This window comes from Neisseria perflava, assembly GCF_019334725.1.
Taxonomy (GTDB): domain Bacteria; phylum Pseudomonadota; class Gammaproteobacteria; order Burkholderiales; family Neisseriaceae; genus Neisseria; species Neisseria subflava_A.
In genome coordinates this window covers 783503-799453 of record NZ_CP079818.1, presented here as the reverse complement: position 1 = coordinate 799453, position 15951 = coordinate 783503, and the positions used below count along the sequence as shown (strand labels likewise).

Genomic DNA, 15951 nt, shown 5'->3' with positions numbered 1-15951 from the left:
ACAGCTTACAAAATCCCTGTCGTTGTATGATGCTCTTCCACTCCTGATGTATACACATTCTTAGTATGGTGATACACAGCATCTTTAGTTGTTGCGACAATATAGTTGGCTTCTGACAAGATATCGCTCAAGGCAACTTTACTGCCGGTCGTATTCACCTTTGTCAGTGCTGCACCATTATGGCTATTGCCTTCTGAATACGTTTTGATGTTATTTTCAAAGCGCAGCCATGAATCATACAGTTCGTCTTTGATGTCCGTCATGATTTTATTGTTGGCTACATTTAAAGATGCCTTGCCCTTAGGGTTGGTACTGTATACGTCTACCAAAACATCATCCAGGGCACCACCAAGTTTCAATGTGTTATTAGTGATGTTGTACTCTTTGGCATTGCTTTTCAAATAAGCAAATTCGACATAGCCGTCAGATTTTTCACGCACGGAAATTTTGTTGTTGTGAATTGTCACCGCACCATGCATAGCGACATTACCATGGTGTTCTTCCACATAAACCGGTACTGCGCCTTTCATAATCTTGCCGATATCGGCATCATTGCCGCTAATGGTAATAGTACCGCTGCCAATGCCGTTTTTAGATAAAACGCGGTCGTAGGTATCGTTGATGACGGCAATCAGATATTTGGTGGATTCGCCGCTGATCTTGTTATTTGCCATATTGAGCGTGTAATCCATTTTGCTTTCATGGTTACGGAACTCAATCGCGTAAGTCTGAATATTGTTTTGATAAACCGTCAGATTTTTAATGACATTATTGCTGATATCGAAATAGCCTTTGTTAGCCGAGTGCAAATCTTTGTATTGGGTATTGGTTTGCACCTGGATACCTGAATACATGTGATAGTACTTGCCCAAGTCATCATCAACATTCAAACGGAAGCTCGGGTCTTGGATAATGGTATTGCCGGTAATTTTGACTTTATCCATAGAAAACTGGCGGTTGTAAGCAGCAATACCATACAGCCGGTCACCTGTTAACACATTGTCTTCAATGACAATGCCTGTACCATCATGCACATCCAAGCCTTTGCGGTAGTTGTGGTTGGTCGTATTTTTACGGTATGTGACACCGTAATTGTAGCTGCCCGCAACCACAGCCATACCGTAGCCGGTACCGCCGTCCGCTTCGTGGCCGTTCCAATCCAAACGGTTGCCCTCGCCGATAAAGTTTTGTTGGAAACCGATCAGCGCACCGGCAACGCGGTTGTGGTGCAGATACGAATCAACAATACGGTTGTTTTCACCCAAAGGCAGCGCTTCATATTTTTCATCAATTTCGCCGCTTTGTACGCGCTCTTTAAAGGTCAGCTTTTGACCTTTTTCCTTTTCCAAAGAAGCGGTCGACGTAAACATCACACCAGCACGATTGGCACCGGAAACTTCTACTTTACTGATTAAAGTATTGTCCGCATCGTTTACCAAAATGCCGTTTACCTTGCCAAAATAGCTTAAGCCTTTGCGGTAAAAATCAGGGTTGGTATATTGAACCGACAAGTTGGCAATGGTTTTATTGTTTTGTCCATCGATCAAGATACCGGCAAATTGGCGAATATCATCATGGTTGGTGTTCGGATTGAACACACCCGTCTGCACCTTATCAAACGTTACTTTGGTTTTGCCCATCCCCGAACCAAACAAACCGCGTGCACCGGAAACGGTTTTATCCATCACAATCTGGTTGGAAATATAGTAGGTACCATCCAAGAAGACCATGGCTTTTTCTTTATGAGCCGCTTCTAAAGCCGCTTTAAATGCCTGAAGGCTGTCTTTTTTACCCTGCGCATCGGCACCAAAATCATTCACGCGAACATAATTACCGTACTCTTTAGATTGATACACGCGGTATTTTCCAGATACAACAGCCCTGCTTTCGGCATGATCGTCAATTTTGTTTTCTTTGACTGAACTGAGGTGGCTATCGTGACTCATGGCTGTTTTTTTGCTGGAAGAAACGCTCACGACTTTATTATGGCCGTCTGAATCGTTCAAAATCTTTTTATGCACAATTTCGACTGTTTTTTTTCCTTCGGCAATTCTGTCTTCTGCCTCTTTTTCTTTGCGGGCAGCGTCTTGTTTGGCTTTACGCTCTGCAATCGCTTTTTCGACTGCTGCTTTATGCGCTTCTTTTGCATGCTCGACGGCGTTTGCTTTGGCTGTGGCGGCTTCGGCTATTTTTTTTGCTTTAGCCTCTTCGTATTTTTTTTGCTTTTCAGCCAAAATTTTTTCCATCGATTGATTAACCGGTTTGTTTACCGGCTCTTTTGAAACAACCTGTTTGTCCGTTACTTTAGACGCAATGGTATTTTTACTGGAAACGCTGCCTGCAGAAGCAACACTAGCCCGTACGACACGCATTTTTGTTACAACGCCGTCTGAAGATGATGAGGTACTGTTTAATCTTGCTGCCTCAGCCACATGAACCGATTCTTTCGTTACAGTATTTTTACCGCTTAATTGCTTGGGTTCAGGAAAAACAGACGGACTTCCCCCAAAATTTTGGGTGTGTATCCATTCTTTTAGAGGAGAAGATGATTCGGAAGTGGTTTCAGGAGTTGAGGAGCCTTGACGGATATGGGTACGGCCAAGAGGGGCAAGTTTATGTGACATAATCAGCGTATTTCCTTGTATCAAATATCGTCCTTTCCCACCGCACAAGCGTGCAACAAAAAAGTTCGATGAATAAAGAGGTAAGACGGATTCTGTCGTAACAGCAATTGCCTGTATAAAGCTGGCCACTTTGAGAAACTCGGCAGCGTTTCCCCTTCTGCCGATTTTCTGATTGAAAACGGTAATGGTGCTTGGACAGAACCCTTGGATGACTTTTATAGGCAATCTGTCCGCGCACCATGTGTCCGGTTATTTTTGACGGAAAATGTATCAGAGTCCCTTTTTAATTGATTAGTTCATCCAAAGTTAAGTTATTTTTGATTTTTATAGCAAAATAAAAATGGTTTTATCTTGCATTGTTTTTCTTTTTTGGCGGACAGAGTTAATCCCGCGAAGCCAAAAAGGAGGGGAATTCTAACACAATATGTTTTTAGCATTCCCCATTTAACTAAATTTACAAAATATACAAAATAAATATCTATAAATGTTTTTAACTTCATCGAAAAATCAATAAAATTCGATATTTTCAATGTGTATTTTTACAACATAATTGCGCATTATATACCGATTATCTTAAAATGCTACCGTTTGTTTGTAAAATTTAGCATTTTATTATTTGTCTTCCCTCTCTAAAATCCAATAAAAAAGGCCGTCTGAAAAAATATTTCAGACGGCCTTTTTTATTGAATGCGTTCTATTTAACAAACTTCGACCAACCAGCCATGTTTGTCTTCTGCCAAACCGTATTGGATGTCGGTAATCGCCTTACGGATTGCATAACCGCGCTCTTGGCTCTTCACTTCGATTTCTTCGCCATCAATCACGAAAGAAGTTACCGGAGAAATAACCGCAGCCGTACCGGTCAGAATCGCCTCTGCGCCATTTTCCACAGCTGCTTTCAGCTCATCAACGGTAAAGTTGCGTTCGGTAACGGTGTAGCCCAAATCTTTGGCAACAGTCAGCACGGAATCACGGGTAACGCCGTGCAGGAATTCGTCTGTCAACGGTTTGGTAATGATTTCATCGCCGTTAATCAGGATAAAGTTAGACGCGCCGGTTTCCTGAACGTCGCCATTCGGGCAGAACAACACTTGGTTTGCACCATATTCAGCTTTGGCTTTCAACACCCAAGGCATGGCTGAAGCATAGTTGCCGCCGCATTTCACGCGGCCCATATGAGGGGCGCAACGGATGTGTTCGGTTTCCACCAAGATTTTAACGGGCGAACCGGCTTTGAAATAGTCGCCGACAGGAGAAGCCAAAATGTACAGCAAGGCTGTTTCGGAAGGAGATCCGGCTTTACCAATCACAGGATCGGTACCGATCAAAGTCGGACGCAGGTACAACGCGGCTGGCGCATCAGGAATTTCTTCGGCAGAGCGTTTGACCAATTCAATCAAAGCATCCAAATAAGCCTCAGTCTCAGGGCGCGGCAGGTGCAGAATATCCGCACTTTGCTGCATACGCGCGATGTTGGCGGTCGGGCGGAACATCACGATTTTGCCGTTTGCCTGACGGAATGCCTTCAAGCCCTCAAAACATTCGCTGCCGTAATGCAAAGCATGCGCGCCTGGGGCGATTGTCAGGTCTGTGGAAGATTGCCACTCTACCGGCTGCCATTTACCTTCACGATAAGCGATAACGGGCATTTCAGCGTGAAAAACGCTGCCGAATACGGCTGGAACTGGTCTGCTCATGATGATTGCCTTTCTTATTCTGATTTGTAAGATAATAATTAAAGACTGAACAATACGCCTTTCAATATGGGTTTGACAAGTACCCGTCAGCATTAAAGATTCCGTCCCCCTGCCGTCTGAAACATGCCGTCCTATCCGAAATCCGGCAAATCGTTTAAACTGATACCATTTTTCAGACGGCCTGCCCCAACCGCAGCCAACCCGGAGTAACCCATGAAACTCATCTCTACCATCATCAAAATCCTGATTCTTCTTGTTTTCCTCCTGCTGGCCATCACCAATACCCACACCGTATCCTTCTTCTACCTGCCCGGCCAAAACGTCAATCTGCCGCTGATTGTCGTGCTTTTCGGCGCCTTTATTATCGGCATCGTGTTCGGTATGTTTGCCCTCTTCGGCCGTCTGCTGACCCTGCGCAGCGAAAACAACCGCCTGCGTGCCGAAGTGAAAAAATACGCCCACCTTTCCGAAAAAGACCTGACCCCGGTCAAAACCGAAACACCGGCAACGACTTCCGAAACCACTCCCAAAGCGTAACGCCACCAATCAATAAAGGAATACCATGGACAACGAATTGTGGGTCATCTTACTGCCCATCGTCCTCCTCCCCGTTTTCTTCGCTATGGGCTGGTTTGCCGCGCGCGTCGATATGAAGACCGTCCTGAAACAGGCCAAAAGCATACCGGCAGGGTTTTACAAAAGCCTTGATGCCCTTGTTGACCGCAACAGCGGCCGTGCCGCGCGAGAATTGGCGGAAGTAATCGACCAGCAGCCGCAGTCATACGACTTAAACCTGACCCTAGGCAAGCTCTACCGCCAACGCGGCGAAAACGACAAAGCCATCAATATGCACCGCGCCCTGCTCGATTCGCCCGACACAGTCAACGAAAAACGCGCACGCGTGCTTTTTGAATTGGCGCAAAACTACCAAAGCGCAGGCTTGGTTGACCGTGCCGAACAAATCTTCCTCGGCTTGCAGGAAGGCGATATGGCACGCGAAGCCCGCCAACACCTTTTGAGCATCTACCAACAAGACCGCGACTGGGAAAAAGCCATCGAAATGGCGCAGCTCTTGAGCCATGACGAACAGACCTACCAGTTTGAAATCGCCCAGTTCTATTGCGAAATCGCCCAAGCCGCGCTGTTCAAATCCAACTTCGACGCCGCCCGCTACAACATCGGCAAAGCACTCGAAGCCAACAAGAAATGTACGCGCGCCAACATCATTCTCGGCGACATCGAATACCGTCAGGGCAACTTCCCTGCCGCAGTAGAAGCGTATTCCGCCATCGAGCAGCAAAACCACGCCTATCTGAGCATGGTCGGCGAGAAACTCTATGAAGCCTATGCCGCGCAAGGCAAACAGGAAGAAGGCCTCAACCGCCTTATCGGCTATATGCAAACCTTCCCCGAGCTTGACCTGATCAACGTCATCTACGAGAAAGCTCTGTTGCTTAAGGGCGAAACCGAAGCGGCGCAAATCGCTGTCGAACTCGTCCGCCAAAAACCCGACCTCAACGGCGTGTACCGCCTGCTTGGTTTGAAACTCAGCAATATGAATCCGGAGTGGAAAGCCGATACCGATATGATTCGTTCCATTATCGGCCGCCAGCTGCAAAAAAGTGTCATGTACCGCTGCCGCAACTGCCACTTCAAATCCCAAGTCTTCTTCTGGCACTGCCCAGCCTGCAACAAATGGCAAACCTTTACGCCGAATAAAATCGAGATTTGATAAAGCGTTAAGCATCAAAGAAGGCCGTCTGAAATCTTTTCAGACGGCCTTTTTATTACAAAGCAAAATATCAAAACAGCTCAAAACATAGGCGCACACACCGGCAATATTTGCTCAACAACGCTGCTCTGCCCATGCCAACGCCGCTACAATCTGCGCCTCAATATCGGCATTAAATTCGCCGGCACGGTACGCATCGCGCAATTCCGTGCGACGGGTTTCATTTGCCGCAATTTGGTTTAACACCACTTGCGGAAACTCGTTAAACACAGGCCCTTCCTCTTCATGCCCCATCAAAAACAGCGCTGGAATTTTTTGATTGGCGCGGACGATTTCCTGTTGGCACGGATTATCGAAACGGCTGCTGTCGTCGAAATCGCTGCGGGCAATATAGTTGATGCGGATACGGGGGTTCAACTCCGCCATTTTTTGAATAAACGGCACAAACACGCGGCAATCTGGACAATATGGCGCAGCGGCAAGCAGCCAGTGTTGCGGACGGCTGATCTTTTTGACCGCCGCTGCCGTTTGCGCCGACAGCTCGGTCGCCTGATAGAGCTGCTGTTGTTTCAATTTGTCTTCTTCGGTATCAAAATCCAAATATTCTGTATAAGTGGCCATGCTTTACTCCTGTTCTGTTGTATCGGTTTTCCCTGCCACGCCGGTCAAAAGCGGCACAAGCAGATTGACGATGAGGTTTTCAAATAGCGGCTCATCAAGCGGCGATTCGTCCGAATGGCCAAACACCAGCTTCACTTCGGTATATTCTTTCTGCCCTTTGCTCATTTTGTTGCCGTTAAAAACCTCATGGGCTTTTCTCAAGGCAGTATCCCAATCCTCTTTCTTGTTGTACTCCTCCGCAGCGGCAAGACTGGTTTTGGCAAAAAATGGCAAGGGGGTATTTTGTCCGATTCGGAAATATACCAACCATTCTTTCAAAAGTTCTTTTGCTGTTTGTTGCTCGATGGCGGCATAGGTTTCGGTCTCTCCCAAGCTAACAATATAGGTTTGTCGGTTTGCAACGGATTTAGGGGCGACGGCGCAAAAAATCAAATGCTCCAATAAACGGGCAATGCGGTTGGGTGCATTGTCTTTTTGATTTAGGAACACAATGCGGCCGCACTCATAAAGATTGCCGATGGTGCCTTGTAAAACCAAGTCGTCAAAGGATTCTTCATAAGGTTCAGACGGCCTTTTATTGCTGCGTATCAGCTCGGCATCCACGTTTTTCGCAGATATCTGATACTGCTTCTGCCACAAACCGCCCAACTCGCCTACCGGCATCAGGCTTTCGGCATTCAGCTGAATGGCCGTATCTTCAAAATCTTCCCCTTTGCGCCGTGCATCTAAATAGGCATCGGCAATCCGGCCTTCATGTTGCGGCTCAAACGGTTCGGCAGACTCCCATGCGCCGTCCAGATACGGCTGTTCCCAGCTTAAATTTTTCTTCAGCCAAACTTTGACAGGGTTGCGCCAAAAACTGATGAGCTCGCCCTGCTGAATGGTTTTGCCCGGCTCTTCCTGACTTAAAGCCTCAATGAAAAACGGCTGCGCTTCCGCTGGCGGTTGGTTCAACGCATCGGCGTAATCTTGGCGCGTACTGAAGAGGCCGTCTGAAAGCGCGTCCTTTTGGAAATAACGGCGTGAAAACGCCTGCAACGGATGATGTTTCACCCATTTCTCCGACAACTCGCGCCCGCTTTTCCCTGTCATGGCGGCAATGGTATCCAGCAGCTCGCTGATTAACGAAGACGGCGCAAACTCGGCATCATTGCGTATATCGTGGCCGATGTAAGACAAATACAGCATTTCTCGCGCGCTGATTAAGGCTTCGAGGAAGAGATAACGGTCATCGTCGCGGCGGGCGCGATCGCCTTTTTTCGGATGTTTGGCAATCAGGTCGAACACCGCCGCTTTGGTATTGCGCGGAAAATCGCCGTCATTCAAACCCAACAGGCAAACCATTTTAAACGGCAGGCTGCGCATTGGCACCATACTGCAAAAAGTGATGCCGCCGCTCAAAAATCCGGCTTGGCTTTCACTGTCCAAAAAGCGGCGGATATGGCGGATAACGGTTTTACACGGCAATAATCCGTCAAATTCAGCCAACTGCGCCTCTTCCTGCCATTTCGCCAAAGACTGCTCAAACTGCTGCTTGGCGTATTGGTCGTCCGTATCCGGAGCAAACAGTTTCTCCAGCAAATCGCGGCAACGCTGCACCCAGCTTTCCACATTGGCAGGCTCTTGCCATTGCGCCGCCATATCGGCCAAAGTACGGATAAATTCGGCAAAACCGCTGAACACGTCCAACTGGTTGACATTGCTATGCCACGCGCTCACTCCCTGCCACATGCCGTTGCCACCTTCGGGCAGCATCCAGCCCAAGGCCAAACGCTCTACCGCCTGCTGCCAAGTAAAGAGGTTGTCTTTGCCCTCGCGCATGGTTTGGTCCAAACCCCAATGCACATTCAATCCGGCAACAGTCTCATGCAGCAGCGGCACATCTTCCTCGCTCAAACCGAAGCGTTGCAGCACCAACCGGCTTTCCAGCAAAGGCAAAACCTTGTCCACTTCAAATCGGCTTTCCAGCAAGTCCAAAGTTTGCGCCAAAGCATACAGCAACGGCTGGCGGCGGCTGAGTTTCACATCCGAAATCGAATATGGTAAAGCCTGGCTGCCTGCCTGCTCCTGTCCAAAAACGGCTTCGATAAACGGGCTGTACGGCTCGATGTTCGGCGTCAAAACGGCAATATCGTGCGGCTGCCAGTCGGGATTTTTTTGCAACACCAGCGACAGCTCTTCTTTCAAAACCTGCAGTTCGCGCAAAGGGCTGTGTGCCGCAACAATTTTGACCGAGCCGTCATTCAACAGCTTGTCCGGCTCGACACACACTGGATTGCCGTCCGCATCGTGAACCTGAACCAAAGCCTGTTGCCCGCCTGCTTTGCCTTCTTCCTGTTGATATAAGCGTTCAGACGGCATGATTAAGTTTTGGATATCGTTTTGCAGGCAATGCAATAAGGTATCGTCTTTTCCCTCTTCATAAACCTGAATATCCTGCTCGGTTTCCACTTCCGACAGAAAATCAAAGAAATCGCGCCCCTGCTTGCCCAAAGAAGCCAACAGCGGATGCCCTGCCTGCGACAAATCCGCCTCATCGCCCCTTTTCAAAATCTGCGCCTCGTCGATGACCTCGCCCCAATATTGGCTGCTCGGATTGAGCGCAAACACAAATACATCGCAATGCTTGGAAATTTGGTGCAGCAATTGCAGATACATCGGCGCCATTGTCGAAATGCCGAATACAAACAACCTTTGCGGCAAGACCGATTTATCCAACTGCGCCAAGAGCTTTTCCCACAAGGCCACGCGGTGCGGCGCAGATTGGCTGCCATCGTCCAAATAACGCCACAGCCGTGCCTGCCAATCCTCATCATCGCCCAAACCCAGCAGCTTCCCAGCCTGCCACGCATCAATCCAATCTGGGCGGTACACCAAATATTGGTCGAAAATATCCGCCATTTGTCCGGCAAGCTGATAATCCGCCGATGCCGAGCTGTGCAAATAACTTTCCAGCTTCAGGCGCACGTTTTCGTATTCCGGGGCCGTCTGAAACGCTTCACTGCGGAACAAATCCAGCAAACGCCAACGCATGACTTCAGGCGAAAACGGACTGAGCGGCGGCACATCGGGAACCAATTTACGCATCAGCTGCCACGCCAAACCGGCCGGCAGGCTGAACTTCAAATTCGCCGCCACGCCGAGTTTGCGCGCAAAAAACACATTCAGATATCGCCGCATCCCCTGGCTCTGCACCACCACTTCTTCCTGCGCCAATACAGAATCCAAGGACAAGGTCTGATGAATATGCGCGCACATTTCGGCAAGCGCTTCCAAACGGTCGGACTGATAAAGATAAAACATAGCAGACAATCTAAAAAACAATTGCCCACATTATAATGCCATTAGGACAAATGCTTCAGCAGAAGCGGCAAACAAAAACACAGGCCGTCTGAAACACATCGCTTCAGACGGCCTAAAACAAACCCATCGGCAGCCAATTATTAATTATTTATCGACCCCTGTACAAACCGGCTTCTCCTATCCTATAATTTCCCACATTCGGAATGTAGCGCAGCCCGGTAGCGCACTTCGTTCGGGACGAAGGGGTCGGAGGTTCGAATCCTCTCATTCCGACCAAATACAAAACATGCTTGAGTCCAAGCAGGTTTTTTACATTCGGCAAGCCTATACTTCCGGCGGCGGGAAAGGCGCACCTTCAGGATGTTTGTAGCGGTTGTACATAAACAAATATTGTTCCGGAAAACGGCGTATCCAATACTCGGTATTTTCATTGATCACGCGCGCATCGTGCTCCTTATCGCCGTTCAACTCGCCGCGCAAAGGCTCGATGTGCAGGAAAAAGCCTTTGCCGTCAGGCAGACGCTCGCCGCAGAAAAACAAAGCCTTCACGCCTTTGACTTGCGCCAGCTTGCCTGCCAACGTCATGGTGTAGGCAGGTTTGCCGAAAAAGTCCACCCACACACCGTCGCCCCCTTCCTCTGGAGACGGCACATGGTCCGGCAACACAATGGTCGCTTCGCCGCCGCGCAGCGCTTTGATGATTTGTTTGACGCCCTGAATGCTGGTCGGTGCAGTCTTGCCTTTACCGCGCACGCGCCCTGCCTGCATTACCGCATCAAATGCCTTGATTTTCGGCGGCTTGTACATCGCCGTCAGAGGAAACGGCAGTTGCTGGCTGATGTAGCGGCCCGCCAAATCATAGCTGCCGATGTGCGGCGTGATAAACAGCAAACCTTCACCCGCGCTCAAGGCCGTCTGAACATGTTCCCAACCGTTGACGCTGACAAACAGGTTTTCAATTTCCTCAGGCCGTCTGAAAAACGCCACCGGCAATTCCAAGCCGCCTTTTGCCGTTTCACGGAAAACTTTTTTCACCGCCTCGTCCGTCGGGTTCAATCCGGCAAGTTTCATGTTCTCGAAAACACGCCGGCGATCTTTCGACAGCACGCAGAAACCCAAACTGCCCAGCAAGTTGCCTAATTTGTGCAACCAAGCCAAAGGCAGCGCGGCCAAAAATTTAAAAACAAAGGTAACAAGCGTTTGCATAAGGTTTTACCAAAATGAAGTGGACAGATTGTAAACGAAACAGGCCGTCTGAACAAAACAGACTTCGGGCAAATATATTGCGGCACACCTGCTTTTCTGCTACTATCCGCGCTGCATTAAGAGTTGGGAATTCCATGCCAACCTGCTTTTCAAACGGAAAGGTAAGGTGGACGGTTGAAAAACCGATGTGGCTCGCCAGAGCAATCCAAACCCGCTTAATGCGGGAATTTTTTTGCCTGTAAGAAACGCGCAACAGGATTCCGAAACAGCAGGCAAGTGCGAATGTTTCTCACTTGTATAGAGAAAAAGCGGAGTTTTTGTTATGATTTCCGCTGTCCGAAATAAAAGGCCGTCTGAAAACACAGCAGCCTGTTTTTAATGAAAGAATAGCAATGAGCGAATATCTGTTTACTTCCGAATCGGTATCCGAAGGCCATCCGGATAAAGTTGCCGACCAAGTGTCCGATGCGATTTTGGATGCCATCTTGGCGCAAGACCCCAAAGCGCGTGTCGCCGCGGAAACCTTGGTCAACACAGGCTTGTGCGTATTGGCAGGCGAAATCACTACTACTGCCCAAGTGGACTACATCAAAGTCGCACGCGAAACCATCAAACGCATCGGCTACAACTCCTCCGAGCTGGGCTTTGATGCCAACGGCTGCGCAGTCGGCGTGTACTACGACCAACAATCTCCGGACATCGCCCAAGGCGTGAACGAAGGCGAAGGCATCGACTTGAACCAAGGCGCGGGCGACCAAGGTTTGATGTTTGGCTATGCCTGCGACGAAACCCCTACCCTGATGCCGTTTGCCATCTATTACAGCCACCGCCTGATGCAACGCCAAAGCGAATTGCGCAAAGACGGCCGCCTGCCTTGGCTGCGCCCTGATGCCAAAGCCCAATTGACCGTGGTTTACGACAGCGAAACCGGCAAAGTAAAACGCATCGACACCGTCGTCCTGTCTACCCAGCACGATCCGTCTATCGGTTACGAAGAGCTGAAAAACGCTGTTATCGAAAACATCATCAAACCGGTTCTGCCGTCTGAACTGCTGACCGACGAAACCAAATACCTGATCAACCCGACCGGCCGCTTCGTTATCGGCGGCCCGCAAGGCGACTGCGGTTTGACCGGCCGTAAAATCATCGTCGATACCTACGGCGGCGCTGCTCCGCACGGCGGCGGCGCATTCTCCGGCAAAGACCCGTCCAAAGTGGACCGTTCCGCCGCTTACGCCTGCCGCTATGTTGCGAAAAACATCGTCGCCGCCGGTTTGGCAACCCAATGCCAAATCCAAGTTTCCTACGCCATCGGCGTTGCCGAACCGACTTCGATTTCCATCGATACTTTCGGTACCGGCAAAATCAGCGAAGAAAAACTGATCGCCTTGGTTCGCGAACATTTCGACCTGCGCCCTAAAGGCATCGTCCAAATGCTCGACCTGCTGCGACCGATTTACAGCAAATCCGCCGCCTACGGCCACTTCGGCCGCGAGGAGCCTGAATTTACTTGGGAGCGCACCGACAAAGCAGCCGCATTGAAAGCAGCCGCAGGCGTGTAAACTTCCGCATTTGAGGCCGTCTGAAAAGCAAAACGTTTTCAGACGGCCTTTTTCCTTATACAATAGCCACTTGAATTTCTATATACATTCTGAATAAAGGATACGGATTATGTTCGGCAAACAACTTTTTGAAGAAGTCAGCTCCAAAATCAGCGAAACCATCGCCAACAGCCCTGCCAAAGACATGGAGAAAAACGTTAAAGCCATGCTCGGCAGCGCGTTCAACCGCATGGATTTGGTGACCCGTGAGGAATTCGACATCCAACAACAGGTTTTGATTAAAACCCGTACCAAACTGGCCGAATTGGAAGCCCGTTTGGCCAAACTCGAAGCTGCTCAAGAGCCTGAAGAAGCGGCTTTGAAAGCTGCCGAAGCCGCTGCTGAAGAAGCTGTTGCCGAAATCAAACAACAAACCGAAGCTGCCGAATAAGGCCGTCTGAAACATGTCACTTGCTTTGGTTTACAGCCGCGCCTTAAGCGGCATGAATGCGCCGTTGGTCGAAGTGGAAGCCCACCTTGCCAACGGCTTGCCACATTTCAATATCGTCGGTTTGCCCGATACTGAAGTCAAAGAAAGCCGCGACCGCGTGCGTGCCGCCATCATCCAAAGCGGCTTCGACTTTCCCGCCAAGAAAATTACCGTCAACCTCGCACCGGCCGACCTCCCAAAAGAATCCGGCCGTTTCGATTTGCCGATTGCCTTAGGTATTCTTGCCGCATCGGGACAAATCAATCCTGAAAAGCTCTCGCAATATGAGTTTGCCGGAGAATTGGCGCTGTCCGGCTTGCTGCGTCCCGTACGCGGCGCGCTGGCCATGGCATGGCAGGGAATGCAGGCAGGCCGTTCGTTCGTATTGCCACAAGAAAATGCCGAACAGGCTGCCGTTATGCGCGGTATCGCGGTTTATGGTGCGCGTTCTTTGGGCGAAGTGGCCGCGCATTTAAACGGCATCGAACCGTTGACACAAACCGAATGCAAGCTGACGCAAAGGCCGTCTGAACAAAGTAAAATTCCTGATTTAGCCGATGTTAAAGGCCAGCATACTGCCCGCCTTGCCTTGGAAATCGCAGCGGCAGGCGGACACAGCTTGTTGATGATGGGGCCGCCAGGAACGGGCAAATCCATGCTTTCGCAACGTTTGCCTGGCATCCTTCCTCCTTTGACCGAAGACGAATTAGTCGAAGTATGGGCATTGCGTTCGCTCCTGCCCAACCATCAACAGCAACTCGACAGCAACCGTCCTTTCCGCAGCCCTCATCACAGCGCCAGCTCGGCTGCTATGGTAGGTGGTGGTTCAGACCCGCGTCCGGGCGAAATTTCATTGGCGCATCACGGTGTGTTGTTTTTAGACGAATTGCCCGAGTTTGACCGTAAAGTATTAGAAGTGTTGCGCGAACCTTTAGAAAACGGCGAAATCCATATTTCCCGCGCCGCACGCCAAGCCGTTTATCCGGCCAAGTTCCAGCTCGTCGCCGCCATGAATCCCTGCCCTTGCGGCTATCTTGGCCATCCGTCCAAACCTTGCCGCTGCACGCCTGAAAGCGTTGCCCGCTACCGCAACAAAATTTCAGGGCCATTGCTCGACCGTATTGATTTAACTATCGAAGTACCCAGCCTTTCCGCTGCCGAGTTGATGCAACAAGAGGCAGGCGAATCCAGTGCTACCGTATTGGAACGCGTTACCGCCGCACGCAAAATCCAATACAACCGGCAAGGCAAAGTCAATGCAGAACTGAGTGTCGGCGAGCTCGATGGCAAAGCCCGCATCCAAAAAGAAGCGCAAGAAGCCTTGGGAACCATGCTCGAAAAACTGTCCCTTTCCGCCCGAAGTTTCCACCGTATCATGCGCGTCGCCCGTACGCTGGCCGATTTGGCAGGCGACGAAGAAGTCAGCAAAACCCATGTGATGAAAGCCATCGGCTTCCGTCGCGCCCTTTAACTTGTCAGACGGCCTGAATCTTTATGTTTAAGTAAAACTAGAGTAAACAAAGCATCAGGATTTTGCCGTCTATAACGGTTATTGATAAAATATCGAATCCAAACTCAGACAGTCTCACTTCAGGCCGTCTGAACACATTATTACAAGGTAAGTCATGAAAAAATCTACACAATATGGTAAAGGCTTGTCCGGTTTCTTTTTCGGCCTAATACTGGCAACAGGTATTATTGCCGGTATTTTGTTCTTCTTGAACCAAGGCAACCAAAACGTTTTCAAAGAGCTGACTCAGCCTAAACAAAGCGAAGAACCTGAAATCCTGAAACCTCAGGACAAAGCAGAGAAACGCCCAGCTACCGACACTTCATCTACCCAAGCAGATGAAGAAAAAGCCAAAGCAGAAAAAGAAGCGGCAGAGAAAGAAGTAAAATCTAAAGAAGAGGCTGAAAAAGCTGCCAAAGAAGCTGAAGAAAAAGCTCAAGCGGAAAAAGAAGCTCAGGAAAAAGCCGAACAAGCAGAACGTGAAGCTAAAGAAAAAGCAGAGAAAGCCGCTGCTGATAAAGCCGAACGCGAAGCTAAAGAAAAAGCTGAAAAAGCCGCCGCCGAACAAGCCGAACGTGAAGCCAAAGAAAGAGCAGACAAAACTGCTGCCGATAAAGCCGAACGCGAAGCCAAAGAAAAAGCTGCAAAAGCTGAAGCAGAAAAAGAAGCTACTAAGAAAAAACTGGCTGAGAAAAAAGCCGAGTTAGAGAAAAAACGCGCAGAAAAAGAAGCTGCCGATAAAGTTACCAAAGACAAAAAAGCAGCCGACCAGCTGACTGCCAAACAAAAAGAGCGTGCCGAGCGCAAATTGGCCGAGAAAAAAGCGGCTGAAGCCAAAAAGCAAAACAAGCCGACACCTGAACAAATCCTCAACAGCGGCAGCATCGAAAAAGCACGTAAAGCAGCAAATACCTCTGCAACAAAAGAAAGCAGCAACTCTGTAAGTAAACAGTCAACAGAAAAAGCCGAAACAGCTGCTAACAGCGGTAAAAAAGCCTTCCTGCAACTTGGTTCATATGCAGACCGCTCCAGCGCAGACTCACAACGTGCAAAACTGGCTATTTTAGGTGTTTCTTCCAGAGTGGTTGAATCGCAAAACGGCGACAAAACCATTTACCGAGTTCAAAGCAACACCATGCCGCAGGAAGCCGCTATAAAACTGCAAAAAAACCTGCAAGGCCATAATATCAACAGCTTGATTCGTTCTAGCAAATAATGGAATCACTG

The 15951-nt window shown here is 49.3% G+C and carries 11 protein-coding genes, 1 tRNA gene and 1 riboswitch; of the genes, 7 read left to right on the top strand and 5 right to left on the bottom strand.

Features of this window, described 5'->3' with window-relative positions:
* Positions 1-5: 5 nt before the first annotated feature.
* Entirely contained in the window at positions 6-2246 is a 2241-nt protein-coding gene (locus LPB400_RS03850; RefSeq protein ID WP_219089682.1) for a right-handed parallel beta-helix repeat-containing protein, read from the bottom strand.
* 1076 nt (positions 2247-3322) lie between these two features.
* Positions 3323-4321, bottom strand: coding sequence for a branched-chain-amino-acid transaminase (gene ilvE, locus LPB400_RS03845; protein WP_219089465.1), 999 nt, complete (start codon positions 4319-4321; stop codon positions 3323-3325).
* Between the two features lie 213 nt (positions 4322-4534).
* On the opposite strand from ilvE, the gene LPB400_RS03840 reads away from it, so the two are divergent.
* Together LPB400_RS03840 and lapB are read left to right on the top strand one after the other, a co-directional pair.
* The gene (locus LPB400_RS03840; protein WP_070873824.1) at positions 4535-4858 is read left to right on the top strand and encodes a LapA family protein; all 324 of its coding nucleotides are present in this window, start codon (positions 4535-4537) and stop codon (positions 4856-4858) included.
* A gap of 25 nt (positions 4859-4883) precedes the next feature.
* On the top strand, positions 4884-6053 hold the full coding sequence (lapB, locus tag LPB400_RS03835) for a lipopolysaccharide assembly protein LapB (RefSeq protein WP_107810861.1): 1170 nt from the start codon (positions 4884-4886) through the stop codon (positions 6051-6053).
* 114 nt (positions 6054-6167) lie between these two features.
* Here lapB and LPB400_RS03830 read toward each other — a convergent pair whose 3' ends face one another.
* Entirely contained in the window at positions 6168-6674 is a 507-nt protein-coding gene (locus LPB400_RS03830; RefSeq protein WP_219089463.1) for a thioredoxin family protein, read from the bottom strand.
* Between the two features lie 3 nt (positions 6675-6677).
* Positions 6678-9977, bottom strand: coding sequence for an exodeoxyribonuclease V subunit gamma (gene recC / locus LPB400_RS03825; RefSeq protein ID WP_219089461.1), 3300 nt, complete (start codon positions 9975-9977; stop codon positions 6678-6680).
* Between the two features lie 199 nt (positions 9978-10176).
* On the opposite strand from recC, the gene LPB400_RS03820 reads away from it, so the two are divergent.
* Positions 10177-10253 (top strand) — tRNA-Pro (locus LPB400_RS03820).
* A gap of 48 nt (positions 10254-10301) precedes the next feature.
* On the opposite strand, the gene LPB400_RS03815 is transcribed toward LPB400_RS03820, so the two are convergent.
* Complete coding sequence (locus LPB400_RS03815; RefSeq protein ID WP_219089459.1) at positions 10302-11183, bottom strand: lysophospholipid acyltransferase family protein; 882 nt, start codon at positions 11181-11183, stop codon at positions 10302-10304.
* 108 nt (positions 11184-11291) lie between these two features.
* A riboswitch (SAM-I-IV-variant riboswitch) is annotated at positions 11292-11402 on the top strand.
* A gap of 173 nt (positions 11403-11575) precedes the next feature.
* On the opposite strand from LPB400_RS03815, the gene metK reads away from it, so the two are divergent.
* From metK to LPB400_RS03795, 4 genes are all read left to right on the top strand, one after another.
* Complete coding sequence (gene metK, locus LPB400_RS03810) at positions 11576-12745, top strand: methionine adenosyltransferase (protein ID WP_107768913.1); 1170 nt, start codon at positions 11576-11578, stop codon at positions 12743-12745.
* A 109-nt stretch (positions 12746-12854) separates the two neighbouring features.
* Positions 12855-13175: an accessory factor UbiK family protein gene (locus tag LPB400_RS03805; RefSeq protein ID WP_003684455.1), complete on the top strand. Its 321-nt coding sequence runs from the start codon at positions 12855-12857 to the stop codon at positions 13173-13175.
* A gap of 13 nt (positions 13176-13188) precedes the next feature.
* Entirely contained in the window at positions 13189-14685 is a 1497-nt protein-coding gene (locus LPB400_RS03800; protein WP_107768914.1) for a YifB family Mg chelatase-like AAA ATPase, read from the top strand.
* 154 nt (positions 14686-14839) lie between these two features.
* Entirely contained in the window at positions 14840-15940 is a 1101-nt protein-coding gene (locus LPB400_RS03795; RefSeq protein ID WP_107768915.1) for an SPOR domain-containing protein, read from the top strand.
* Positions 15941-15951 lie beyond the last annotated feature (11 nt).